The sequence below is a fragment of the Azorhizobium sp. AG788 genome (genome assembly GCF_004364705.1).
GTDB lineage: Bacteria > Pseudomonadota > Alphaproteobacteria > Rhizobiales > Xanthobacteraceae > Azorhizobium > Azorhizobium caulinodans.
Genome location: NZ_SOBM01000005.1, coordinates 121,664 through 144,098 on the forward strand (window position 1 = coordinate 121,664; position 22,435 = coordinate 144,098).

Annotated in this window: 24 protein-coding genes; 13 read left to right on the top strand and 11 right to left on the bottom strand. The window is 66.5% G+C overall.

The window, feature by feature from the left end; translation table 11 throughout:
• Positions 1-50 precede the first annotated feature (50 nt).
• The 3 genes from DFO45_RS14140 to DFO45_RS14150 all read right to left on the bottom strand — a co-directional run bounded on the left by DFO45_RS14140 (position 51) and on the right by DFO45_RS14150 (position 1,829).
• Entirely contained in the window at positions 51-338 is a 288-nt protein-coding gene (locus tag DFO45_RS14140; protein WP_133865376.1) for a sodium-dependent bicarbonate transport family permease, read from the bottom strand.
• Between the two features lie 72 nt (positions 339-410).
• The gene (locus tag DFO45_RS14145; RefSeq protein ID WP_133865377.1) at positions 411-1,394 is read right to left on the bottom strand and encodes a TerC family protein; all 984 of its coding nucleotides are present in this window, start codon (positions 1,392-1,394) and stop codon (positions 411-413) included.
• A 207-nt stretch (positions 1,395-1,601) separates the two neighbouring features.
• On the bottom strand, positions 1,602-1,829 hold the full coding sequence (locus DFO45_RS14150; RefSeq protein ID WP_012171541.1) for a YdcH family protein: 228 nt from the start codon (positions 1,827-1,829) through the stop codon (positions 1,602-1,604).
• A gap of 101 nt (positions 1,830-1,930) precedes the next feature.
• Here DFO45_RS14150 and DFO45_RS14155 point away from each other — a divergent pair, with 101 nt between their 5' ends.
• On the top strand, positions 1,931-2,875 hold the full coding sequence (locus tag DFO45_RS14155) for a hydrogen peroxide-inducible genes activator (protein ID WP_133865378.1): 945 nt from the start codon (positions 1,931-1,933) through the stop codon (positions 2,873-2,875).
• A 106-nt stretch (positions 2,876-2,981) separates the two neighbouring features.
• On the opposite strand, the gene DFO45_RS14160 is transcribed toward DFO45_RS14155, so the two are convergent.
• A complete protein-coding gene (locus DFO45_RS14160; protein ID WP_133865379.1) occupies positions 2,982-3,704 on the bottom strand; it encodes a hypothetical protein in 723 nt (240 codons plus the stop codon).
• Positions 3,705-4,078: 374 nt separating this feature from the next.
• Here DFO45_RS14160 and DFO45_RS14165 point away from each other — a divergent pair, with 374 nt between their 5' ends.
• The 3 genes from DFO45_RS14165 (at position 4,079) to DFO45_RS14175 (ending at position 7,579) form a co-directional block, all read left to right on the top strand.
• Positions 4,079-6,436: an Orn/Lys/Arg decarboxylase N-terminal domain-containing protein gene (locus DFO45_RS14165; protein WP_133865380.1), complete on the top strand. Its 2,358-nt coding sequence runs from the start codon at positions 4,079-4,081 to the stop codon at positions 6,434-6,436.
• A gap of 17 nt (positions 6,437-6,453) precedes the next feature.
• A complete protein-coding gene (locus DFO45_RS14170) occupies positions 6,454-6,999 on the top strand; it encodes a GNAT family N-acetyltransferase (RefSeq protein ID WP_012171544.1) in 546 nt (181 codons plus the stop codon).
• Positions 7,000-7,225: 226 nt separating this feature from the next.
• Positions 7,226-7,579: a hypothetical protein gene (locus DFO45_RS14175; protein WP_012171545.1), complete on the top strand. Its 354-nt coding sequence runs from the start codon at positions 7,226-7,228 to the stop codon at positions 7,577-7,579.
• Positions 7,580-7,655: 76 nt separating this feature from the next.
• Here DFO45_RS14175 and DFO45_RS14180 read toward each other — a convergent pair whose 3' ends face one another.
• Both DFO45_RS14180 and DFO45_RS14185 read right to left on the bottom strand, forming a co-directional pair.
• Positions 7,656-8,489 (bottom strand): molybdenum storage protein subunit alpha, encoded by an 834-nt coding sequence (locus tag DFO45_RS14180; RefSeq protein ID WP_133865381.1) that lies wholly within the window; start codon positions 8,487-8,489, stop codon positions 7,656-7,658.
• A gap of 9 nt (positions 8,490-8,498) precedes the next feature.
• Positions 8,499-9,311 carry a uridine kinase gene (locus DFO45_RS14185; protein WP_133865382.1) on the bottom strand — a complete coding sequence of 271 codons (813 nt, stop codon included), beginning with the start codon at positions 9,309-9,311 and terminating at the stop codon, positions 8,499-8,501.
• A gap of 252 nt (positions 9,312-9,563) precedes the next feature.
• Between DFO45_RS14185 and DFO45_RS14190 the strand changes: the two genes are divergently transcribed.
• The 5 genes from DFO45_RS14190 (at position 9,564) to DFO45_RS14210 (ending at position 15,320) form a co-directional block, all read left to right on the top strand.
• Positions 9,564-10,580: an MBL fold metallo-hydrolase gene (locus DFO45_RS14190; RefSeq protein ID WP_133865383.1), complete on the top strand. Its 1,017-nt coding sequence runs from the start codon at positions 9,564-9,566 to the stop codon at positions 10,578-10,580.
• Positions 10,581-10,833: 253 nt separating this feature from the next.
• Complete coding sequence (gene serA / locus DFO45_RS14195) at positions 10,834-12,102, top strand: phosphoglycerate dehydrogenase (RefSeq protein WP_043880380.1); 1,269 nt, start codon at positions 10,834-10,836, stop codon at positions 12,100-12,102.
• A 201-nt stretch (positions 12,103-12,303) separates the two neighbouring features.
• On the top strand, positions 12,304-13,206 hold the full coding sequence (locus tag DFO45_RS14200) for a metal-dependent hydrolase (RefSeq protein WP_012171550.1): 903 nt from the start codon (positions 12,304-12,306) through the stop codon (positions 13,204-13,206).
• Positions 13,207-13,213: 7 nt separating this feature from the next.
• The gene (locus DFO45_RS14205; RefSeq protein WP_133865384.1) at positions 13,214-14,032 is read left to right on the top strand and encodes a class I SAM-dependent methyltransferase; all 819 of its coding nucleotides are present in this window, start codon (positions 13,214-13,216) and stop codon (positions 14,030-14,032) included.
• A 226-nt stretch (positions 14,033-14,258) separates the two neighbouring features.
• Positions 14,259-15,320 (top strand): alpha/beta fold hydrolase, encoded by a 1,062-nt coding sequence (locus tag DFO45_RS14210; protein ID WP_133865385.1) that lies wholly within the window; start codon positions 14,259-14,261, stop codon positions 15,318-15,320.
• Between the two features lie 18 nt (positions 15,321-15,338).
• Here the strand turns inward: DFO45_RS14210 and DFO45_RS25415 are convergent, their stop codons facing one another.
• The 3 genes from DFO45_RS25415 to DFO45_RS14225 form a co-directional block, all read right to left on the bottom strand.
• A complete protein-coding gene (locus DFO45_RS25415) occupies positions 15,339-16,220 on the bottom strand; it encodes a peptidoglycan-binding protein (protein WP_166657131.1) in 882 nt (293 codons plus the stop codon).
• Between the two features lie 163 nt (positions 16,221-16,383).
• A complete protein-coding gene (locus tag DFO45_RS14220; protein WP_133865387.1) occupies positions 16,384-16,590 on the bottom strand; it encodes a hypothetical protein in 207 nt (68 codons plus the stop codon).
• 76 nt (positions 16,591-16,666) lie between these two features.
• Positions 16,667-17,572, bottom strand: coding sequence for a LysR family transcriptional regulator (locus DFO45_RS14225; RefSeq protein WP_133865388.1), 906 nt, complete (start codon positions 17,570-17,572; stop codon positions 16,667-16,669).
• Positions 17,573-17,713: 141 nt separating this feature from the next.
• Between DFO45_RS14225 and DFO45_RS14230 the strand changes: the two genes are divergently transcribed.
• From DFO45_RS14230 to DFO45_RS14245, 4 genes are all read left to right on the top strand, one after another.
• A complete protein-coding gene (locus DFO45_RS14230; RefSeq protein ID WP_133865389.1) occupies positions 17,714-18,283 on the top strand; it encodes a chromate transporter in 570 nt (189 codons plus the stop codon).
• Positions 18,280-18,810, top strand: a complete 531-nt coding sequence (locus DFO45_RS14235; RefSeq protein WP_133865390.1) for a chromate transporter — start codon at positions 18,280-18,282, stop codon at positions 18,808-18,810. Before DFO45_RS14230 ends, DFO45_RS14235 begins: the two co-directional genes overlap by 4 nt.
• Positions 18,811-19,048: 238 nt before the next feature.
• Positions 19,049-19,294, top strand: coding sequence for a hypothetical protein (locus DFO45_RS14240; protein ID WP_043879451.1), 246 nt, complete (start codon positions 19,049-19,051; stop codon positions 19,292-19,294).
• A 65-nt stretch (positions 19,295-19,359) separates the two neighbouring features.
• Positions 19,360-19,659 carry a hypothetical protein gene (locus tag DFO45_RS14245; protein WP_012171559.1) on the top strand — a complete coding sequence of 100 codons (300 nt, stop codon included), beginning with the start codon at positions 19,360-19,362 and terminating at the stop codon, positions 19,657-19,659.
• Between the two features lie 53 nt (positions 19,660-19,712).
• On the opposite strand, the gene DFO45_RS14250 is transcribed toward DFO45_RS14245, so the two are convergent.
• Positions 19,713-20,825, bottom strand: a complete 1,113-nt coding sequence (locus DFO45_RS14250) for an ionic transporter y4hA (RefSeq protein WP_245518096.1) — start codon at positions 20,823-20,825, stop codon at positions 19,713-19,715.
• A 113-nt stretch (positions 20,826-20,938) separates the two neighbouring features.
• Positions 20,939-22,429, bottom strand: a complete 1,491-nt coding sequence (locus DFO45_RS14255) for an argininosuccinate lyase (protein ID WP_245518097.1) — start codon at positions 22,427-22,429, stop codon at positions 20,939-20,941.
• Positions 22,430-22,435: the final 6 nt, after the last annotated feature.

Sequence of the window (22,435 nt, forward strand, 5' to 3'; positions counted from 1 at the left end):
ATCGAACACCCACGCATGCAACGGCGGCCCTCGGGCCGCCGTTGTCGTTTTCAGCCGTTGATGACCTCAGCCATGGCGGCATGGAGCGGGATGCCGATCACGACGTTGAAAGAGAAGGTCAGTGCGAGCGCCGCCCGGAGCGAGCAGGCCGCATTGGCCTCCGGCAAGGCGAGCCGCGTGGCGGCGGGAGTGGCGATGTAGGAGGCCGAGGCGGCGAGCGTGCCCAGCACCACCGCGCCGCCCTGTGCGCGCCCACCCGGCGAAAGCCGGCCGGGCGGAAGCGGGGATCGTGACCTTGGATAGGAGCGCGGCACGTTTCGGCCGGCGGAAGGTGCCATGTGGCCCCTCCGCCGGCCGCGGTGATCACCTGTTCAGTGGCGCCTTGCCCGCATCGGCGGGCGCCGCGCCCGTCAGGCGGTCTTGCCCACCTGCCGGGTCTTCCACAGCGAGAACAGGACGCCGCCCGCGATCATGGCCAACGTGACCGAGAGCGAGATGGCGGGGTCCAGCTTGCCGAAGAAGTGGCTCCAGAAGATCTTGATGCCGATGAAGACCAGCACGCCGGCGAGGGCGTACTTCAGATATTCGAAGCGGTGGACCATGGCGGCCAGCGCGAAGTAGAGGGCGCGCAGGCCCAGCACGGCCATGATGTTGGCGGTGAAGACGATGTAGGTGTCCGTGGTGATGGCGAAGATCGCCGGCACCGAGTCCACCGCGAACACGAGGTCCGCCACATTGATCACCACCAGCGCCAGGAAAAGGGGCGTCGCCCACAGCACCACCCGGCCCGTGACCGGATGGGGACGGCGCACGAAGAAGCGCTGGCCGTGCAGCTCAGGCGTCACCCGCATCCGCCGCGAGAGGAAGCGGATGGCGGCATTGTCGGTGACGTCGCTCTCCCCGCCGCCGGTGAACAGCATCTTGAGGCCGGTGACCACGAGGAAGGCGCCGAACAGCAGCAGCACCCAGTCATATTCCTGCACCAGCGCCGCGCCGACGCCGATCATGATGCCGCGCAGAACCAGCACCGCGATGATGCCCCACACCAGCGCGCGATACTGATAGGCGCGCGGAATGGCGAAGTAGCCGAAGATCATCGAGATGACGAAGACGTTGTCGATGGAGAGCGCCTTCTCGATGGCATAGCCCGTGAAGTACTGGAGGCTCGCCTCCGCGCCCATGGACAGCCAGATCCAGCCGCCGAAGGCGACGGCGACGGCGATGTAGAAGGCGGAAAGCTTGAGGCTTTCGGCGATGCCAATCTCCTTGTCGTCCTTGTGCAGGACGCCGAGATCGAAGGCGAGCAGCAGGAAGACGATGGCGAGGAAGCTCGCCCACAGCCAGGCGGGCTTGCCGATCACCTCCATCGCAAGGAGGCTCATAAGGGTGTCCATGGGTCTCTTTTCCGGATGTACGGGCGCGACGCCGCGACCCGCGGCGGCACGCAGCCACCGCAGGCCGCGGAACCGGCCTTGATGTTCAAGGGAATGAAGAGGACCGACATGGCGGCGGAATGCGCCGTCAGAGGGGCCCGGGCCTCCGGGGAGTGAACGGGAACCCGATCTGGTTACGAGGCGATCAGATCGGAACGTGCTCCAGGCTCAAAGCGCGGGCTTGAGGACAGGACCCGCGAAACGGCGCCTGCGGACGACCATCACCGGGGCGAAACCCTCGCGCCGGATGTAATCGATCTGGTCCCGCAGTTGCAGTTTCATTTTCTTCAGGCCGAGCACCCGCAGCCCGTCCGGCTGCGGCCGCTTGCGCTCCGAGGCGATCTCCGCCTCCAGCAAAGCGTGGCGCGACGTGAGGGATTTCAGGATCTGGTCCAAGACAACCTCCTTTCAACGGGGAGGAGCATGCGGGATCGGACTTGATAGGTCCAATGCATAGTTTCTATATTCTCCATAGTCTCGACCTATCGTGAACCGCCATGCCCTTCCGTCCGTCCCACCGTCAGCTGGAATATGCGGTCGCCTTGGCCGAAACCGGCCATTTCGGTTCCGCGGCCAAGCGCTGCCACGTCTCGCAGCCCACCCTCTCGGTCCAGATCGCGCAGCTCGAACAGCAGCTCGGCACGCCCCTGTTCGACCGCACGCGGGCGAAGGTGACGCCGACCGCCATCGGCGCGCGCATCGTGGATGCGGCGCGCTCGGTGCTGCTGACGCTGGACGACATCGTGACGGTGGCGGCCACCGGCGCGGACAATCTCGGCGGCCTCATCCGGCTCGGCGTCGCGCCCACCTTCGGACCGTATTTCCTGCCGAACCTCCTGCCGGTGCTGCACGGCAAATATCCCGCGCTCCAGATCTACGTGCGCGAGGACCGGCCCGCCGCCATCGAGCGCGACGTGATGACAGGCGATCTCGACTGCGGGCTCATTCCGCCCCCCGCCTCGGGCCACGCCCTCACCTTCCGCCGCATCTGCCGGGAGGCCATTTATCTCGGCGTCGGCAAGGACCACCGCCTCGCCGCAAGCGGTCGCGTCAAGCCCCGCCAGCTCAAGGGTGAGCGCCTGCTCACGCTTGGGCGCGGCCACCATTTGTTCGAGCGGGCGCGGGAGCTTGCGGCGGCGAGCGGCGCCGACATGCGGGAAGATTACGAGGGCACGAGCCTCGATGCCCTGCGCCAGATGGTGGTGATGGGCATGGGCGCGTCCCTCTTCCCGGAACTCTATGCCAAATCCGAATTCCGCGTGCAGGATCACGTCGCCCTGCTGCAGATCGACGGCTGGCCGGCGAGCCGCGACATGGGCTACATCTGGCGGGCGAGCAACGGGCGGGCCGCCCAGTTCGAGGAACTGGCGCGGGAGAGTGAGCAGGCCTGCGCCGAGCTCGGTCTCAGCGACGATCCGGCAAGGCACGCGCGAGAGCAATAATCGCGCGCCGTCACTCGTTGTGCACGGAACCTTGTGCCTTATTCACCGGATGCTCATCCAAAAGGAGCAGTCAAGACGCGCCACCGGATGTCCGGTGGCCGCACTATCAATCCCAGAAGCCCACGCCTGTCGATTCTGAGGTGCCCTTGGCCAAGTCATAAATGTCGGTCACTTTACCGGACCACGTGTATTCGCGGGCCGTTCCCGAGCCATCATGCTCAAAATAGGTATGCCCCTCCACGGAGGCGACAAACGTACCTATCTTGTAAGTCCCATCATCCTGTTTTTCCAAGATGTTTCCGGAAACATCATAACCCGTCCGGAACGCGGCAATTTGCTTGCCCATGTCAATAACCGCTTCGGCATTCTGAACCGCGATCCGCTCAGAGCCTTGGACGATTTTTGTAAGTCTCTCCTGTTCCTTCGGATCAGTCGCAGCTGCCAGTTGGGATTTATAGGACTCCAGGGAGGCCTTCGCCCCCTCTTTATTGGTCAGAAAATGATTGTACACCCACACGGTTGATAACAGCGCTTGAAACGTGTCAATGATGGCGCTCGGTTTCTCGCTGTCATCGACGGATGACGTCTCGGCCGTGACCTCCGTAGACGACGCGCTCACGCTGGAACGCGACGTCTCCTCCGAGCTGGCGATCCACGTGTCCGTAATGGTGCTGGCAGCCTGAACCCGGGCCGGGCTGGCGTCCGCCTTCAGTTGGCGAGCCTTTTCGATGATCGCCTCGACCGCTTCAGTGCTCGCGGTCGACTGGCTGCTTGTGCCGCTCTGAAACAGGCTCAGCACGCTATAGGAGGCACCAACGCTCGAAACCATGTTTCCCTCCCTGCGGGGAGAAGCCACGGGATCACGTCATGTGAGCGCGGTTCGGGGGAAGCCGACTTCATGTCGGCCAAGAATGAAAAATGCATGGTCAGAAATGCACCTGACCTATAGGAAAGCTTACCGGATAAGACCTTAAGCGACAAGGGCGATCGCGCCCGGCATACCCGCCAGCCCGAACGAAGCCCGGCGTTGGGGGTGTATGGGACTCCGGCCTGCGCGCCGACACCATCGATGCGACAGAGGACCGGGCCGTCCGTTAGACGACTGAACGGTGGCCTGTTTTCCCACCTACCGGAGCCCGAGCGTCACAGCTTTGTCATCAATGGCAGGACATCTGCACCCCGAGCTCAGCCCCGGGGACGATGATGGATTATTTCCGCCGCTTCACCTTCCTGTTCGCGACCCCTGCCTTCGACGCGGACGACCTCGAGGGCGTCCGCCTCAACCAGATCGTGGACGAGATCGGCCGCGCCGGCTTCGAGGTGGTGATGGCGCGCGATCTCGATGACGCGCAGATCGCGGTGCAGACGGACGCCGCCATCGGCTGCATGCTCATCGACTGGGGCAAGAAGGGGCTGGAGGGCAAGACCGCCGCCCTCATCAACCTTATGCGCAAGCGCGGGCTCGACTTCCCCATCATCCTGCTGGTGCGGCGCAAGCGCTTCGAGGATCTGCCGGTCGAAGTGCTGGACTTCATCGACGGCTACGTCTTCCTCTCGGAAGAGACCCCGGCCTTCATCGCCAAGAACCTCGTCTCCCGCCTCAAGCAGTATGCGGAGACGCTGAAGACCCCCTTCTTCGGCGCGCTGGTGGACTATGCGGAGGAAGGCAACCAGCTCTGGACGTGCCCGGGCCATAACGGCGGCGTCTTCTACAGCCGCAGCCCCATCGGCCGGGTGTTCATGGAGCATCTGGGCGAGGCGGTGTTCCGCGACGATCTCGACAATTCCGTGCTCGACCTCGGCGACCTCCTGACCCATGAAGGCCCCGCCCTTCAGGCGCAGAAGGAAGCCGCCAAGATCTTCGGCGCGGAGAAGACCTATTTCGTGCTGAACGGCACCTCCACCTCCAACAAGGTGGCGCTCTCCGCCCTCGTCACAGACGGCGACCTGGTGCTGTTCGACCGCAACAACCACAAGGCCGCCCACCATGGCGCGCTGCTCATCGGCGGCGGCATCCCGGTCTATGTGCCCACCGTGCGCAACGCCTGGGGTCTCATTGGCCCCATGCGCTGGGACAAGCTGGACGAGACGGCGCTGCGCGAGGCCATCCGCACCCATCCGCTGGTGAGCGATCCCGATGCCTGGCAGCGCCCCCGCCCCTTCCGGGTCGCGGTGGTGGAGCAGTGCACCTATGACGGCACCATCCACAATGCCGAGATGATCCTGAAGCGGATCGGCCACCTGTGCGACTACATCCTGTTCGATGAGGCCTGGGCGGGCTTCATGAAGTTCCACCCGCTCTATGCGGGCCGCTACGCCATGGGCCTTTCCGACCTCGGGCCGGACTCGCCCGGCATCATCGCCACCCAGTCCACCCACAAGCAGCTGGCGAGCTTCTCGCAGGCGTCCCAGATCCACATGAAGGACCGGCACATCACCGGCCAGAAGCGGCGCGTGGAGCATCGCCGCTTCAACGAGAGCTTCATGCAGCACGCCTCCACCTCGCCTTTCTATCCGCTGTTCGCCTCCCTCGACGTGGGCGCGCAGATGATGAAGGGGCGTTCGGGTGAGGTCCTCTGGGACGACACCATTCGGCTCGGCATCGAGCTGCGCAAGAAGATCCGCGCCAGCCGCCGCGAGTTCGAGGAGAAGGAGAGCCGGCCGGAGCGGCGCTGGTTCTTCGAGCCCTTCGTGCCCGAGCGCGTGGCCATTCCGGATGCTGCCCGCCCCGGCGCGTTCCATGACGTGCCGTGGGAGAGCGTGGGCACCGACCAGCTCGCCACCGATCCCGCCTTCTGGCAACTGGCGCCCGAGGCAAAGTGGCATGGTTTCGGCGATCTGGCGCCAGGCTTTGCCATGACCGACCCGAACAAGCTCACCCTGCTGACCCCCGGCTTCGACCGGACCACGGGCGACTATACGGAGCACGGCATTCCGGCCCCGGTGGTGGCGCAATATCTGCGCGAGAACCGCATCGTGCCGGAGAAGAACGACCTCAACTCGCTGCTCTTCCTCCTGACCCCCGGCGTCGAGGCCAGCAAGGCGGGTACGCTCATCTCCGGCCTCGTCGCCTTCAAGCGCCTGCATGACGACAATGCGCTGCTGGAGGACGCCATTCCGGAATTCTTCCGCCGTCGGCCGCAGCGCTATGCCGGCGTGCGCCTGCGCGACCTGTGCGGGGAGATGCACCGCTTCTTCCGCGAGGCGAATGTGAGCCGCCTGCAGGCCCAGCAGTTCTGCCCCGAGCATCTGCCGGAAATGGCCATGTCGCCCCACGACGCCGCCCGCTGCCTCGTGCGCAACGATGTGGACTATCTGCCCATCGACGCCATCTCGGGCCGCATCGCCACCACGCCCTTCGTGGTCTATCCGCCGGGCATTGCCACCATCGTGCCGGGCGAGCGCCTGACGGAACGCGCGCAGCCCATGATTGATTATCTCAAGATGTTCGAGGCGAGCTTCAACACCTTCCCCGGCTTCGAGGTTGAAATTCAGGGCGTTTACCGCGAGATCGATGCCACGGGCCGGGTGCGGCTCTATACCTATGTGGTCAGTGAATAGGATTGCGTCAGGACGCCATGGAGACAGACACCGCCATCGTCATCCGCCCCACCCGTGACGAGGATGTGGATGCGATGCTTGCCATTTACCGTCACCACATCCGCCGCGGCGTCGAGGAGGGTGTGGATGACGGCTCGCCTGAGCCGGACGATCTGAAGGACCGCCGCAAGAACCTGAAGAACCGGCGGCTGCCCCACATCGCCGCCCTCTTCAATGGCGAGGTGGTGGGCTATGCCTATGTGGTGCCGTTCCGGAAGCGTCCGGCCTATCGCTACGCGGTGAAGCACTCCATCTATGTGCATCACGACCACACGGGACGCGGCATCGGTCGCGATCTGATGCAGGGGCTGGTGGATGCCTGCGCCGCCGCAGGCTTCCGCCAGATGATCGGCTATATCGATGCGGACAACAGCGCCTCGCTCACGCTGCACGAGCGTTTCGGCTTCACCCGCGTCGGGATTCTGCCGGGCGTCGCCTATCGCTTCGGCCGCTGGGCGGACACCGTGATGGTGCAGCGGGCCATCGGCCTTGGGGCCACCACGCCGCCGCCGCCAAGCCGCTGATTTCACACACGCCGCGCCTTTCCCAAACCGCCCGAGGACGGTGGCTGGCATCCTTGACCCCTGGTGGGAATTATACAATATTCCAGCCAACGGCAGCGCTGGCACCTCCGGACCCGCTCCGGGGGTGATCGCGCCGGGCCTTCAGGCCACAAGCGCCGCTGCCGCCGTGAAAAGGTCAAACCGATCCGCCACTACAGGCGGCGCATTCCTTGAGGGAGGCTGAACCATGGCCGGCTCCGTTCCTGCGGACCACCACGCGAAATCTGAAGTGCTGGCGCTCATCGACAAGGTGTCCGATCTGATCGGCAACGACGCCTATGCCGACGCGGCGCGCGAGATTGCCGCCTTTGTGAACGGCCGTCCGGGCCTGCGCTATTTCGTGGAAGAGGCCCTGCCCTCCCGCGTGTCCGACCACGTGCTGAAGAAGACCGGCGCCCACGTCGCCTTCACCACCTACACGCTGCGCAACCCCAATTGGGCGACCGAACTCGCGCAGGCCTGCACCGATCCGGAGGCCTTCGAGCGCCTCGTGAAGGGCCTTGAGGCTGCCATCTCCACGGGCAAGAAGGCCGCGGCCTGAGCCGCAGGACCATCCGGCCTTTATCCGATCCAGAGACGCCCCGGCTTCCGACGAAGCCGGGGCGTTCTGCTTTTCATCAGCCCGCGTGCGCGCCGGTGTGGATCAGCGTACCCACATGCTCGCCCCGCAGCGCGGCGGTGAGACGGCCGGGAACAAGACCATTGATGACCTGCACGCGCTCGATGTGGCGGGCCGTGCCCATGATTTCCGTCAGCGTGCGGTCGAAGGGCAGCGGTCCACCCGCCGCCGCCAGTGCCGCGGCGGTCGTCTCCCGCAGCAGTTCCGCCTTCGCGCCGTCCGGCCCCTTGGGATCGGCCGTATAGACGCCGTCCACGTCCTCCACGATGGTTAGCCCGGCCGCGCCCACCGCGTCCGCCACGAGGAACGCGCCCGTATCGGCCCGATGGGGCGGGATGCGGGAGGTGGGGAATTCGTGGTGGTGATAGGGCGGGAAGGCGCTGCCCACCACCGCGCGCGTGGCCTGAAGGTGGATGGCGAGCTGGCTGGCGATGGTCGGGTGTTCCACATAGGAGACGCCCTCCGCCGAGAGCAGTAGCGCCAGCATGTGGCCGTTCTGCCCCGCCTCGCTCGCGGCGAGCGAGGCCAGCGAGCCCACCGGCAGGCCGAGATCGAGACCCACGCTGTAGAGATGCCGCGCCCGGATGCCGGCGCCGGTGAGGATGAGCATCCGGTGCTCCGGCAGGAGGCTGCGCAGTTCGTCGACGAGCGGCAGGATCGCCTCGGCGCCGCGATCCATGATGGAGCGCCCGCCGATCTTCACGACCTGGAGCCAGGGCAGCAGGCGGATGGGGCGCTTGTCGGCCACCGGCTTCACCAGATCGCCGTCCAGCAGGGTCTGGCGGGCGAGCGGCGAGGCGACGTGCTTGATGGTGTTGGTGGTGTCGGACATGCCCGCCCCTCAGTTCGCCGTGATGATGGTGCCCACATGCTCGCCGGCGAGCGCGCGGGTGAGGTTGCCGGACACGAGGCCGTTCACGATCTGCACCTGCCGCACATGGCGGGCAGCCTTGAGCAGATCGAGCACGGGGAATTCGAGGATCGAATCCTGAAGCCCCTTCTCCTTCATCTCGTCCACCGAGATCTTCGGGATGAAGGTGGCGTCCTTCGCCGTCTTCGGATTGGCGGTGTAGAGGCCGTTCTCGTCCTTCACATAGATCATGGCCTTGCAGCCGAACTGCTCGGCCAGCAGGAAGCAGCCCGCGTCCGTGCGATAGGGCGGGATCACGCCTTGTGCCGCCGGGCGCATCCAGAGGCCGTAGGGCGGCATGCCGCTGAATACCACCGCATTCACTTCCGCCAGATAGAGCGGCACGGCGGAGAGCCCGGCGCCATCCACGGCCGAGATGCCGTGCTTGGCGAGCAACTGGCCGAGCATGGCCGCGTTCTGGTCCGCCACCGAGGCGCCGAGCTGGGAGAGCACGCCGGCCGGCAGATTGAGGCCGGCGGCGATGGAATAGAGGTGGCGCGCGCGGGTGCCGGCGCCGGTGCCGATGAGCATCTTGTGCGCCTTGCGGGCGGACACGATCTCATCCACCAGCGGATAAACGGCCGCGCGCCCGCGATCGATGACGCTCTGGCCGCCGATCTTGATGACGCTGGCCTCGGGGAGGATGCGGAAATCCGGCGCGGTCTCCGCCGCCGCCTGAAGCTGCGGATCGGTCAGCGACCGTTCCATGAGAAGCGCTTCGAGCTCCGCTGTGGTGTCGGCCATGATGTCCCCTTCTGTTGATGGACGACCTTATGGCTTGAACGTGGCCTTGAAAAAGGCCCCGGAGGTTGTGCTCCGGAGCACTGCGGCGTTGCCGGCGCTGGCAAGCCGCAGGACAGCGCGCCCTGCGCAACACGCCGCGCGGATCGGCCGCGCACTACCCCAGCGGCAACGGAGCGACGGCATCAGCCCCGCTCCGCAGGTCGCCCGCGTGTGATTGGCCCCGGCCCTCGTGGACGGCTATGAGAGGCATCCATGCCCCGCAATCCCTATCACTCCGGCCCGCAGACGGCGCATTTCGACGGCCTGCGCTTCTTCAATCCGGATCATCCGCCCACCGACCGCGCCCTGCGCGAGATCCTGCGCTGGAAGATGAAGGGCCGCGCCACGCCGTGGACGCCCGCCCCCGACCGCCCGCAGGCGATCCCCGACACGCGGGTGCCGGACCTCAGCGTGACCATCGTCGGCCACGCCACGGCGCTGATCCAGATCGAGGGACTGAATATCCTGACCGACCCCGTCTGGTCGGAACGGGCGAGCCCCTTCTCCTTCGCCGGCCCCAGGCGCGCCTGCCCGCCGGGCATCGCCTTCGCGCACCTGCCGCCCATCGACATCGTGCTGCTGAGCCACAACCATTACGACCACATGGATATGGCCACGCTGCGCGCCCTCCAGGCCCGCGACCGGCCGCTGATCGTGACGCCGCTCGGCAATGACGCCATCGTGCGGCGGGCGGTGCCGGACGCGCGCTGCCAGACCGGGGACTGGTGGGACGTCGTCGCGCTTGCCAGCGGGATCGAGATCACCGTCCTGCCAGCGCAGCACTGGTCCGCCCGCACGGGACGCGACCGGCGCATGGCGCTGTGGAGCGGCTTCATGGTCCGCACCGGCAGCCGCCTCGTCTATTTCGCCGGCGACACCGCTTACGGCAACGGCCGCATCTTCCGCGAGATGCGCACACGCATGGGCCGACCGGACATGGCGCTGATCCCCATCGGCGCCTACGAGCCGCGCTGGTTCATGAAGGCGCAGCATGCGGATGCCCACGAGGCCGTGCAGATCATGGAGGATCTGGAGGCCGAGCAGGCGGTGGGCATCCATTGGGGCGTCTTCCGCCTGACCGACGAGGGGCGCGAGGATCCTCCCGCGATGCTGGCGGCGAGCCTGGAGGCGCGGGGCATCGCCGGAACGCGTTTTCCGGCCGGCGAACCGGGCGCGAGCTATGGCATGGGCGGGGTTCGCCCGAACCTCGTCCTCTCCACCGCCGAATAACACGTCAGAGCGGTGATTTGGCACCGTCCTGCGGCGGATGCGCCCATGGTTGTGCACGCCCCGCGGGACGCTGGGGCAGAGCTGTTTTGAAGCCGGTGCAGCCATGCGCCGGACGCCTAGACGCGGACCGCAAAAACGCTAAGTTCTCGCCCCCGAGGATCGCCCCTCCGGGGCGAGAGACTGAAAGCCCGGCAAGACCCCATGGATGCGGGCCTTGGCGCCGGGTCTCCGATCGCTGAAGGACGCCGAGACCGTGCAAGACAGCCATTCCGATTCGCCGCAACTGTCGCTGGCCAAGGACAAGATCCGCGTGCTGCTTCTGGAAGGCGTCAATGACAGCGCCGTCCAGATCATGACGGACGCCGGCTATACCAACGTCACCCGCCTGACCAAGGCGCTCGACGGCGAGGCGCTCAAGGAAGCCGTGAAGGGCGTCCACATCCTCGGCATCCGGTCGCGCACCCATATCACCGCCGAGGTCCTGGAAGCCGCCGACCGCCTGATCGCGGTGGGCTGCTTCAGCGTCGGCACCAATCAGGTGGACCTCGACGCCTGCCGCGTGCACGGCATCCCGGTTTTCAACGCGCCCTTCTCCAACACCCGCAGCGTGGCGGAACTCGTCATCGGCGAGATCGTGATGCTGCTGCGCCGCATCCCGGCCCGCTCGGTGGCCGCCCACGATGGCCGCTGGGACAAGTCGGCCCATGACAGCCACGAGGTGCGCGGCAAGACCCTCGGCATCGTCGGCTACGGTAACATCGGTTCGCAGCTCTCGAACCTCGCCGAAGCCATGGGCATGAAGGTGATCTTCTACGACGTCACCGACAAGCTGCGCCACGGCAACACCGAATCCGTCGGCTCGCTGCAGGACCTCCTCGGCCAGAGCGACGTGGTGAGCCTGCACGTGCCCGAGACGCCGTCCACCCACGGCCTCATCGGCGCCGCCGAGATCGCCGCCATGAAGGCCGGCGCTTATCTCATCAACAACAGCCGCGGCACCGTGGTGGACCTTGACGCGCTCGCCGCCGCCCTCAAGAGCGGCCATCTGCGCGGCGCGGCCGTGGACGTGTTCCCGAAGGAGCCCGGCTCTAATGGCGAGCGCTTCGTGACCCCGCTTCAGGGCCTCGACAACGTGATCCTCACCCCGCACATCGGCGGCTCGACCGAAGAGGCGCAGGAGCGCATCGGCTCTGAAGTGGCGCGCAAGCTTGTCGATTACAGCGACAGCGGCTCCACCATGGGCGCGGTGAACTTCCCGCAGGTGCAGCTGCCCGCCCGTCCGCAGGGCACGCGCTTCATCCAGGTCCAGCGCAACCTGCCCGGCATGCTCGGCCGCCTCAACGAGGTGCTGGCCCGCCACTCGGTCAACATCGCCGGCCAGTATTACGAGACCTATGCCGATGTCGGCTATGTGGTGCTCGACGCCGATGCCTCGCAGGCGGACAGCCAGCGCGTGCTGGAGGACATCCGCGCCATCGACGGCACCATCCGCGCCCGCCTGCTCTACGAATACAAGATCTGAGCCGCACCCTCATCTTTACAGCCGTTCCAGAAGGCCGCCGCGCATCCACGCGGGGGCCTTCTCTCGTATGAGAGCGTGGCAAAAGGCTGCGGCGGAGCGAGGGGCGTCTCCCCCTCCTCCTTCGTTGATCTGGTCCGCCGCTTGCGCCATGGTGCCGCCGGGAGAGCCGCCCCGCGCGGCGGATGCATCGCAGGTGGATAGATGGCAGAGCCGCACGATACGGCGCACGAGCACTCCAAGACCACGGCGCACATGTGCGATCCGGACGAGATCATCCCGCGCGACCTGCGCTTCGACATCATGGGCAATGCCCAGAAGCACTGGCTCGACGACGACATCATCAAGACCATCCTCATCGATGGCCTCTCCATCTTCCTGCCCGAGGGCGAGCGCTTCTTCATCCGCTCGCTGAAGCACTACGGCCCCAAGCTGGCCGACAAGGAACTCGCCGCCGAGATCAACGGCTATGCCGTCCAGGAGGCGTTCCACACCCGCGAGCACGAGGAATACAACCGGGCCATGAAGAAGCTCGGCTATGACGTCGATGCGATGGAAAAGCCCATTCGCATGGGCTTCGAGATCGTGACCAACCCGCTGCACCGCCTCTCGCTGACCTGTGCCATCGAGCACATGACGGCGACGCTCTCCACGCTCACGCTCCGCCATCCCGACCTGCTGGACAATGCCGCCCCCGCTTACCGGCGGCTGTGGATGTGGCACGCGCTGGAGGAACTGGAGCACAAGGCGGTGGCCCTCGACGTGCTGAATGCGGCGACGCCGAACATGAGCCGCTGGCAGCGCTATCTGGTGCGGGTGCTGGGGATGAACGGAACGCTCTTCCCCTTCCTCGCTCTCTTCCTGCGCAACGTGCCCATCTATGCCCGCAACGACGGCGTGAAGACGGGCTTCCGCTTCTGGATGCGCTTCTTCTGGATCACCATGGTCGCGCCCGGCTACTGGCGGCGCTGCCTGCCGAACGTGCTGCGCTACTATCTGCCCGGCTTTGATCCCCGCAACAGCGACGATGCCGAACTGATGCGCAAGGGCCGCGACTGGCTCGCCAAGGACATGCCGCCTCCGCGCGCGGCCAACGCCGCCGTTTGAGGCTCTCATGACCAGCCGTCTCTTCAACCAGATGCTCGAGGGCATCGACCGCGGCGCCTTTCCGCGCACCCGCAAGTGGGCGTGGCGCGGGGTCTACAACATGCTCTCGCGCTTCTGGCGCGACGACGACTGGCGCTTCATGAACTACGGCTATGTGCCGGAGGGCGTGCCCTTCCCGCTGGAGGTCGCTGACGAACCCGAGCGGGCCTTCATCGGCCTCTATGCGCAGGCCGTGGACGGCCTGCCGGTGGCTGGCGCGCGGGTGCTGGAGATCGGTTCGGGACGTGGCGGCGGCGCCCGCTATGTGGCGCGCTATCACGCCCCCGCCTCGGTGATCGGGCTCGACTATTCGCCCGAGACCGTGCGCCTCGCCCGCAAGCTCAATGCCGACACGCCGAACCTCGCCTTCGAGCAGGGCGACGCGGAACACCTGCCTTTCCCCGATGCCAGCTTCGACATCGTGGTGAACATTGAATCCTCCCACTGCTACGCCAACATGCCCGCCTTCGTTAGCGAAGTGGCGCGGGTGCTGAAGCCGGGCGGCTGGTTCACCTTCGCCGACATGCGCGGGCGCGCGGCCATGGCCGACCTCGACCGCCAGATGGCGGTGCCGGGCCTGGATCTCGTGTCCGAGCGCAACATCTCGCCCCGAGTCGTCGCGGCATTGGACGCGGCCGATGCCCGCAAGCAGGCCCGCATCGGCAAGGCGCTCCTGATGAAGCGCTTCATGTCCGAATTCGCCGGCGCCAAGGGCTCCATGCTCTACAAGGGCCTGTCACGGGGCGAGGTGATTTATGTTGCCCGCCGCTATCGCAAGGCCGGCTGAGGCCTCGCGTTTCCTCCCATCTCCGGCCAAGCCTTCGGTAGCCGGCTGGCGCCGCTGCGGCCCGGCCCAGTTCCGCTCGGGAATTTGACCAGGGATTGGACGCGTCTGCACTGGACATCACGGCTGCGCTCACGTCTGTTTCCGGACCTCAGATCCAGTGAGGACAAACGGGGCTGGCATGATGTTTTCGACCATTCGCACGCGCGCGCTGCGGGCAGGAGCCGCGATGCTGTTCGCCACGGTGCTGGCTGCCATCGCGAGCCTTTGCGCTTCACCTGCGGTCCTGGCAGCGGATTATCCCGCACCGAAGGAAGGAACCTTCGTGGCGCGCAATTTCCGCTTTCATACCGGCGATGTCCTGCCCGAGCTCAAGGTCGGCTACGTCACCATCGGCGATCCCTCGGGCGAGCCGGTCCTGATCCTGCACGGCACCACCGCCTCCTCGGCCAGCATGCTGACACCGGAATTCGCCGGGGCTCTGTTCGGGCCGGATCAGCCGCTGGATGCGCGCCGCTACTTCATCATCATCCCGGACTCCATCGGGGTGGGCCGCTCCTCCAAGCCCTCCGACGGTCTCAAGGGCACCTTCCCCCGTTACAATTACGCCGACATGGTCGACGCCCAATATCGGCTGGTGACGGAAGGGCTGGGGCTGCGGCACCTGCGTCTCGTGCTCGGCTATTCCATGGGCGGCATGCACGCCTGGCTCTGGGGCACGCAGCATCCGGACTTCATCGACGCGGTCGTCCCCATGGCCGCCCAGCCCGCGCCCATGTCCGGTCGCAACTGGATGATGCGGCGGATGGTGATCGACGCGGTTCGCAACGATCCGGCCTGGAACAACGGCAATTATACCGAACAGCCGCAGGCCTTCCGCATCGCCAATGTCTTCTTTGGCATCGCCACCACCGGCGGCACCCTCGCTCTGCAGGCCGCGGGTCCCGATCGCGCCGCGGCGGACAAGGTGGTGGACAGCCGGCTTGCGGCGCTGACCAAGATGGACGCCAACGACTACCTCTATCAGTGGGATGCCTCGGCCGACTACGACCCTTCCGCCGATCTCGGCCGCATCTCGGCGCCGGTCCTCGCAATCAGTTCGGCCGACGACGAGCGCAACCCGCCGGAGACCGGCATCATGGAAGCGGGCCTGAAGCGCGTGCCGCAGGCCCGTCTCGTGCTCATCCCCACCAGCCCCGCGACACGCGGCCATGGCACCACGGTCATCGCGCGCCTGTGGAGCGACAACCTGCGGGCCTTCCTCGCGAGCGTGCCGAAGCGCCCGCAATAGGCCTGGAGGCGAAGCGTCTCAGGCGGCGCTGCGTTCCGCTAGGGCGGGCAGGAGCCGGGCCTCCAGCGCTGCCAGCGTGACCGGCCCGGCAATGCCGTCCGTCTTCAGGTCGTTCTTTGACTGGAAGTCACGGACGGCTTCTTCCGTCTTCGGGCCATAGCGTCCGTCCGCGGTGAGACGATAGCCGAGACGATTGAGCTTGGACTGGAGATCGGACACGGAAAATTCCGGCGCCGCGGCTTCCCACGGAGCCCCGGTCCCGAGCACCGCCCAGATCCTGTTCAGCCACGCGATACGCTCGGCATAGCCGTTGTAGCCGCCATTGATCGTGCGGGTGAGCTGGCGGACATTCCCCTGGTCCGCGAGCAGGTTGCAGGCCCCGCGCGTCCATTCCGCCAGCGCCGGCTTCAGCGCATGCTCGGGATGGATCACCTGTGTCGGGTCCTCCTCGAAGAGGTCGCCCACGCCGGAAAGCCGGCCCATCTCACGGTGCAGGCCGCGCCCCGTCGTCTGAAGCAGGCCGTTGCCCCGGTAGGCCCAGCCATCGCCCGGCTGGGTATTGCCCAGTTGCCGCGCCATGGACGGATTGCCAAGCCCATAGACACGCTCGAACAGGGCAACCCCATTGCCGGCGAGTTGCTGAGCCTCGATGGGCGTCACTGCCGCGCTGTGATGGCCGATGCCGAAAATCTGCTCGATGCGCGGCGCGCTATAGGAGCCGCTCTCGCGGACGATCGTCAGCCCGCCGGTCTCATGCAGCACCTGCGCCAGAAGGTGCGCCAGCCGGAGCGGCGTGTTGACCTGTGCCGCGAGCAAGGCGGCGTCGCCCTGCGCAAATGCGGCGACATACTCCGGCTTGGCGTGAGGGGCGACCTTCTGGATGACATCAACAGCTAGCATAACATGCTCCAACATCAAGAATATAAACATTCGAGCCTTAATACGCGCCCGACGACGAAATATAGCACGAAACACGTGATATAAATCTTACAAACTTCAGAAAAAACCGGACCAAATAAAGAACATTTCACAATTTGATTGGTCAACACAATGTAAGACTTCCCTATATTCTATGATCCGCATGCGGCGCGCGGCGGGCATAGCCCCGCGAGCAATTGGCCTGCATGTCCTGCTCAAGCATCACATAGGCGATGAGAAGGGCGCGGATCGTGCCGCGCATGTCGCCGTGGCACGCCTCGATCGCGGCATCGACGTCGAGGTCGGAAATGTCGAGGGTGTCGGATGCCTCCGGAACGCGCACCAGGTTCATGGGTCTCATCTCCAGCGAACTGCGATGAGGAAATCATGCCATAAGAACAAAACAGGAACAAGCCTGATGAGGGTGCCTATGCGCGATGGCTCTCGACCAGCCTGAGCAGGGCGGCGAGCGGGCCTTCGGGCACCTCGTCGCGATAGGCGAGGCTCAGGGGCGCAAACAGGCGGATCGGCGGCGCCAGACGGCGATAGATGATGCCGTTCGTCTCCAGCCGCGCCATGGAGGCCGGCACGATCGAGAGGCCCAGTCCCGCCGCCACGAGGCTCAGGGTCGAAGCGAGGCGCGGCGCCTCCTGCCCCACCCGCGGGCTGAACCCGGCCTGCTGGCAGGCGGCGATGATGCTGTCATAGAGGCCCGGCCCCGAGGGGCGCCGATAGAGGATGAAGGTGTCCTCCTCCAATGCGGCGAGTTCCAGCGCCCGACGGCGGAGGGCGGGTGCCGCGAGACGGTGATGGTCGGGCAGCGCCACGAGCATCTCTTCATCCAGCACATGGGCGATGACGAGGCCGTCCGGCCGCGCCACCGGCGCACGGACGAAGGCGGCATCGAGACGCCCGTCCCGCAGCGCCGCGATGAGTTCCAGCGTGCTTGCCTCCTCCAGCGAAAGGGAGAGGGTGGGCGCCGCCTCGCGCATGGAGCGCACCAGCGCCGCAACGAGGGCGTGGAAGGCGGCGGACGACGTGAAGCCGAGCGCGAGGCGCCCCTCCTCGCCTCGCGCGGTGCGGCGTGCGGCATCGAGCGCGCGGTCCACATCGGCGAGGATCAGCCGCGCCTTCTCCGCCAGCACCAGTCCGGCGGCGGTAGGCTCCACGCCCCGGGGCAGCCGGCGGAACAGAGGCGTCCCGACCATGCCCTCCAGCGCCTTGATCTGCTGGCTGAGCGGCGGCTGCTGGATGCCGAGCCGAGCAGCCGCGCGGGTCATGTGCCCCTCCTCTGCGACGGCCAGGAGATAGCGCAGGTGCCGCAGTTCGATCATTCCATATCCTGTAAATATGTCGGAGGCCTCTTCCATATATTAGACAGCGCCGTGAAACGGGACTAGAGCCCAACCACGAACCACCGCACAGCCGGCGCCCACGCGACCCGCCGGAAGATCCAGCCGCAGGGGATACGCGCCATGGACACCCGCCCCACCCCGCCCTTGACGGAAACCGCGCCGCCGCCGTCGGTCGGCGCGCTCTTCTTCGGCTTCCTGAAGCTCGGCCTCATGGGCTTCGGCGGTGTGCTCCCCTTCGCCCGCCGGATGATGGTGGAGGATCGGCGCTGGCTGACGCCGGCCGAATTCACCGATCTGCTCGGCCTGTGCCAGTTCCTGCCCGGCGGCAACATCATCAACATGTCGGTGGCCATCGGCCTGAAGTTCCGGGGCGTGGCCGGGGCGTTCGCCGCCCTCATCGGCCTCATTGCCATGCCCACGCTGATCGTCATCGGCCTCGGCGCGCTCTATGACCGCTATCAGGACGATGCGGTGGTGCACCACCTCTTCGCCGGGCTTGCCGCCGGGGCGGCCGGCCTCCTCATCGCCACGGCCGTCAAGATCGCGGCGCCGCTGCGCACCAATCCGGCCGGCATCGCCATTGCGCTGGCCGGCTTCCTTTTCGTCGCCGTGCTCCGCCTGCCGCTGCTCGTGACCCTCGGCACGCTCGCGCCCCTGAGCATCCTGATGGCCTGGAGGCGCGCGTCATGACGCCGATGCTGCTCTCATTGTTCGTCATCTTCGCCGAGCTCTCGGTGCTGGCCTTCGGCGGCGGCAACACCATCCTGCCGGAAATGCAGCGGCAGATGGTGGACGTGCACCACTGGATGACCGCCCAGCAGTTCAGCGCCATGTTCGCGCTCGCGCAGGCGGCACCCGGCCCCAACATGATGATCGTCCCGATGATCGGCTGGCGGCTGGCGGGTCTGCCGGGGGTTCTCGTCACATCGCTGGCGAAGTTCGGCCCCTCCTCGCTCATCACCGCCTTCGCGCTTCACCTGTGGGAGCGCTTCAAGGACCGGCCCTGGCGGCGCCACATCCAGCAGGGCCTTGTTCCGGTAACGGTGGGGCTCGTCGCCGCCAGCGCCGCGCTCATCGCCGAAGCGTCAGTCCAGAACCTCACCCTCGCGCTGATTGCCGGAGCCTCGGCCCTCGCCGTGCTCAAGACGCGGGCCCATCCGCTGGCGGTTCTGGCGGCCAGCGCCGCCATCGGCCTCACCGGCTTCGGCCAAGGCTGAGGCTGCCGCGCTCGCTCGGCTGGAGCTTGGCCGGGCCGCTTTTGTGAATTTTTCGTGGCCGCCGGTGCGGTGGCCGGGAACCTTATGGTGGAGAAGAAGTTAACGATACGAACGCTCGCAGGCACCCGGGAACGGCATCTCCGTCCCACCGCCTATCGATCCGGGGAAGACCCCGGCAGCGCTCAGGTTGGATCTCATGCACGGCCGGGGTTCCCCGCCGCAGATCGGAGCTGAAACCATGGGCTCGTTTTCGTACCCCTCCACCCGCACCTCCCGTATCCTCATCGGCTCGCGCGAACGCGAGGTGGCGTCCCTCGACGAGGCGCTCGGCTTCATCCGCGAGTGTGACGGTGACGATCTGGCGGAACTTCTGGCGGGCCAGGCCCAGGCTTCGGGCATGAGCGGCAAGGCGTCCCTCAGCGCCCTCAAGGGCCGTCTTGAGGCCTTCCGCAGCGTGCTTGCGGACGACGGCCTGCGGGCCTGACGCAACCGCGGCAACAAATTGTTCTTCATGAAGCAACAATTCGTCGATCGGAGCGTTGTCTGGTCATGACTGTGCATATCGGAACTCTCGGGGAGATCCCCACCACGGCGCTCAAGGCGCCGAGCCCGCACCGCCGGGCTCCCAACTGGGGCGCCTTTCTCGCGCGTCCCATCCCTCTCGCGGACGGCGAGCGGGTGCTGGAGCGGCTGTGGGATGCAGCCGATGTTCTCCACGCCGAGGCCGGCGAAAGCCCGGATGCCGCCGAGAAGGCGCTGATCGCGGCGGCCCAGAGCGGCGAGCGCGGCGACATCTCGGATGCCACCGACAGCCTTGAAATCTACCTCCGGCGCCGCGCGCTCATCTGATCGCGCCGCCTGCCGCTCCGGGTCGTACCCCGGGCGGCGGACGACGGATGGCCTCACGGCTGGAAAGTGAGAAACAGGAACGCCGCGAAGATGACGAGATGGGTGAAGCCGTAGAGGATGTTCGTCCTCCCGCTGCCCAGCGTCAGCGAACTCACGAGCAGCGTCGTCGCCATGAGCACGGTGTCGCGTGGCGTAAGCCCGAGCACGAGCGGCTTGTTCAGCGCCAGCGATACGACGGCGACCGCCGGAAACGTCATGCCGATGGTGGCGAGAGACGAGCCCAGCGCCAGATTGAGCGACTTCTGCAACTGATCGCGCCGCGCCGCCTGGAAGGCTGGAATGGATTCCGGCAGCAGGATCAGGATGGCGACGATGAGGCCGGTCACCGCCGGCGGCGACCCCACCGCCTCGCGCCCCGCCTCCACCACGATGGCAAACTTCTTCGACAACAGCACGATCGCCGTAAGGGCCGCAAACAGCAGGCCCGCGCTCAACAGCGCCCGCGTGGTGGGAATGGCATGCTCGACCGCCACCACGCTGCCGTTGCTGCTGATAAAATAGTCGCGGTGGCGGACCATCTGGATGTAGAGGAAGACGCCATAGAGGATCAGCGTCAGCACGCTGAAGAAGGCAAGCTGGCTGCTGGAATAGAACGGCCCCGGCGTGCCCTGCGTATAGTTCGGCAGCACCAGCGTCAGTGTCACCAGAACGATGAGCACCGTGAGATAGGCACCGGCGCCCGTGGTCTCATAGACCTGCTCCTTGAAGCGCAGGCCACCGCCCAGAATGCAGATGCCTGTGAGGCCGGTGCACACGGTCATCACCACCGAGAACACCGTATCGCGCGCCAGCTCCGGGCTGCCGCCGTCGTCGGAGAGCATTACCGAGGCGATCAGCGCCACCTCGATGATGGTGACCGCGGCGGTGAGCACCAGCGTGCCGAACGGCTCGCCGGTCGCATGACCGATCACCTCAGCATGATACACCGCCGCGAAGATCGCCCCGAAGATCACGGGAATGAGGACGATGGCGAGCAGGATGCCGCTCATGCTGCCGGTGAAGCCCTCATCGAAGCCAAGCCCCGTGGCGAGCCCGAAATAGCCGAGCGCGACGATGGGATAGAGCCAGGCGGACTTGGGCATGGGCCCGGAAACATCGGCGGCCATTTCTTCTCCTTTGGACACGTGCGTCCCATAGGGCACGAACGGCGCATGTCCGCAATGGACAGGAGGCACCGGCGTGCACGCGGGCCGAGCGCACGCACGCGATGTGGCACCGGCTATTTCGCCTTGGCGAGCACCTGGGCAAAATCGGCATCCAGTCGCGCCAGCGCCGTATCGATGGCCTGCCGGTGGTCGGAGATCCAGCGCTGCTGGGCGGCGAGGTTCTGGTCCGTCTCCGCCAGCATCCGCTTCATCTCTGCCGGCTGCGGGCCGCCGCTGGTCGCGCGGTTGCGCACGATGGCCACCGGATCGAGCGCGGCCCGGAACTGGGCCTCGCTCATCGGAAGTTCAACGACTGGCAGCTTCATCTCCGCCAGCGTCTCGCGATAGATGCGCTGGGCCTCGGCATAGGGAAAGTCCGACGGCCGGATGTCGTGGGCCTTGGCATAGCCCACCACCTCGGAGGCGAAATGATGCCCGACGCGGAAGGGCAGCTTGTAGGTCCGCATCAGTTCATCGGCGATTTCCTGCGAGGCCGTCCAGTCGCTGTTCAGTTCCTCCAGCGCCCGGTCGCGGTCGATCACCAGCGCCTTCAGGATGCGGTCGAGGTTGCGCAGGGTTGCCACCGTACGGGTGATCACCTCCGCATTGTCGCGCACGCTCTTGGGGTCGTTCATACCCGGCGGGATGTTGTGCGCGGCAATGGCCCGGCCCATGGCGAGCGTCAGTACCATGGAGGCCTGCCCGCGCGTGTCGTTCAGCAGGCCCGGATTGCGCTTCTGGGGCATGGCGCTGGACACATAGGTGTTGCCATCCCCCTCCCGCAGCAGGATCCACGGGCGCGGCTGCGCATATTGCACCATCACGTCCTGGATGAAGGCGCCGGTGTGCAGGGCGATGGAGGTCGCCACCGCGCCGATCTCCACCGGCATTTCGGCGGCGGAGATCTGGGCGGCGTCATAGGCATTGTCCACCTTGGCCGGGAAGCCGAGATAGGCGGCCATGCGGTCGCGGTCGAGCGGCCAGCTCGTGCCGTTCAGCACCGTCGTTCCCATGGGTGAGCGGTCGAGCCGCGCATAGGCCTGGCGCAGGCGCTCGGCATCGCGCTCGAAGCCGGCCACGAAGCCGAGCAGATAGTGGCCGTAGCTGTTGGGCTGGGCAGCGACGCCATTGGTGTAATTGGGGACGATCGTGTCCTGCTGCGCCTCGGCCACCGCACGCAGGGTGGCGGTGGTCGTGCGCAACTGCTCCGCCAGAGCGAGAAGTTCGTCCCGCATCACGGCGGCGCGGACGGTCGAGAGCATGTCCTGGCTGGAGCGGCCCGCATGCATGAGCGTCGCCTCGACGCCCGCCGCCTCGATGAGCAGCGGCTCGAAGGTGATGACCAGCGTCGGCCGTTTGGCGCCGGGTCTGGCGCCGTCCTTCAGCACCTTGTCGAGCCCCTGCGCGATGCGCGGCGCCAGCGCCGGATCGAGCAGTCCCTGGCTGGAATTGATGACCAGCGAGGCCTTGTTGATCTCCCCGAGCCAGTAGAACTCGTCGCGCCGCGCCTCCGACTGCGCCTGCGCCTGCGCGGTGCCGGTGGACAGGGTGAGGGCACTCATCATCACGGC

Bases quoted from the DNA above. Each gene is read 5' to 3' on its own strand.
- DFO45_RS14235 (WP_133865390.1), top strand. From the start codon at position 18,280: ATGACGCCGATGCTGCTCTCATTGTTCGTCATCTTCGCCGAGCTCTCG.
- DFO45_RS14255 (WP_245518097.1), bottom strand. From the start codon at position 22,429: ATGATGAGTGCCCTCACCCTGTCCACCGGCACCGCGCAGGCGCAGGCG.
- DFO45_RS14180 (WP_133865381.1), bottom strand. From the start codon at position 8,489: ATGTCCGACACCACCAACACCATCAAGCACGTCGCCTCGCCGCTCGCC.
- DFO45_RS14145 (WP_133865377.1), bottom strand. From the start codon at position 1,394: ATGGACACCCTTATGAGCCTCCTTGCGATGGAGGTGATCGGCAAGCCC.
- DFO45_RS14245 (WP_012171559.1), top strand. From the start codon at position 19,360: ATGACTGTGCATATCGGAACTCTCGGGGAGATCCCCACCACGGCGCTC.
- DFO45_RS14210 (WP_133865385.1), top strand. From the start codon at position 14,259: ATGCTGTTCGCCACGGTGCTGGCTGCCATCGCGAGCCTTTGCGCTTCA.
- DFO45_RS14225 (WP_133865388.1), bottom strand. From the start codon at position 17,572: ATGATCGAACTGCGGCACCTGCGCTATCTCCTGGCCGTCGCAGAGGAG.
- DFO45_RS14230 (WP_133865389.1), top strand. From the start codon at position 17,714: ATGGACACCCGCCCCACCCCGCCCTTGACGGAAACCGCGCCGCCGCCG.
- DFO45_RS25415 (WP_166657131.1), bottom strand. From the start codon at position 16,220: ATGCTAGCTGTTGATGTCATCCAGAAGGTCGCCCCTCACGCCAAGCCG.
- DFO45_RS14200 (WP_012171550.1), top strand. From the start codon at position 12,304: ATGGCAGAGCCGCACGATACGGCGCACGAGCACTCCAAGACCACGGCG.
- DFO45_RS14140 (WP_133865376.1), bottom strand. From the start codon at position 338: ATGGCACCTTCCGCCGGCCGAAACGTGCCGCGCTCCTATCCAAGGTCA.
- DFO45_RS14170 (WP_012171544.1), top strand. From the start codon at position 6,454: ATGGAGACAGACACCGCCATCGTCATCCGCCCCACCCGTGACGAGGAT.
- DFO45_RS14190 (WP_133865383.1), top strand. From the start codon at position 9,564: ATGCCCCGCAATCCCTATCACTCCGGCCCGCAGACGGCGCATTTCGAC.
- DFO45_RS14160 (WP_133865379.1), bottom strand. From the start codon at position 3,704: ATGGTTTCGAGCGTTGGTGCCTCCTATAGCGTGCTGAGCCTGTTTCAG.
- DFO45_RS14240 (WP_043879451.1), top strand. From the start codon at position 19,049: ATGGGCTCGTTTTCGTACCCCTCCACCCGCACCTCCCGTATCCTCATC.
- DFO45_RS14220 (WP_133865387.1), bottom strand. From the start codon at position 16,590: ATGAACCTGGTGCGCGTTCCGGAGGCATCCGACACCCTCGACATTTCC.
- DFO45_RS14250 (WP_245518096.1), bottom strand. From the start codon at position 20,825: ATGGCCGCCGATGTTTCCGGGCCCATGCCCAAGTCCGCCTGGCTCTAT.
- DFO45_RS14165 (WP_133865380.1), top strand. From the start codon at position 4,079: ATGGATTATTTCCGCCGCTTCACCTTCCTGTTCGCGACCCCTGCCTTC.
- DFO45_RS14175 (WP_012171545.1), top strand. From the start codon at position 7,226: ATGGCCGGCTCCGTTCCTGCGGACCACCACGCGAAATCTGAAGTGCTG.
- DFO45_RS14185 (WP_133865382.1), bottom strand. From the start codon at position 9,311: ATGGCCGACACCACAGCGGAGCTCGAAGCGCTTCTCATGGAACGGTCG.
- DFO45_RS14205 (WP_133865384.1), top strand. From the start codon at position 13,214: ATGACCAGCCGTCTCTTCAACCAGATGCTCGAGGGCATCGACCGCGGC.
- DFO45_RS14155 (WP_133865378.1), top strand. From the start codon at position 1,931: ATGCCCTTCCGTCCGTCCCACCGTCAGCTGGAATATGCGGTCGCCTTG.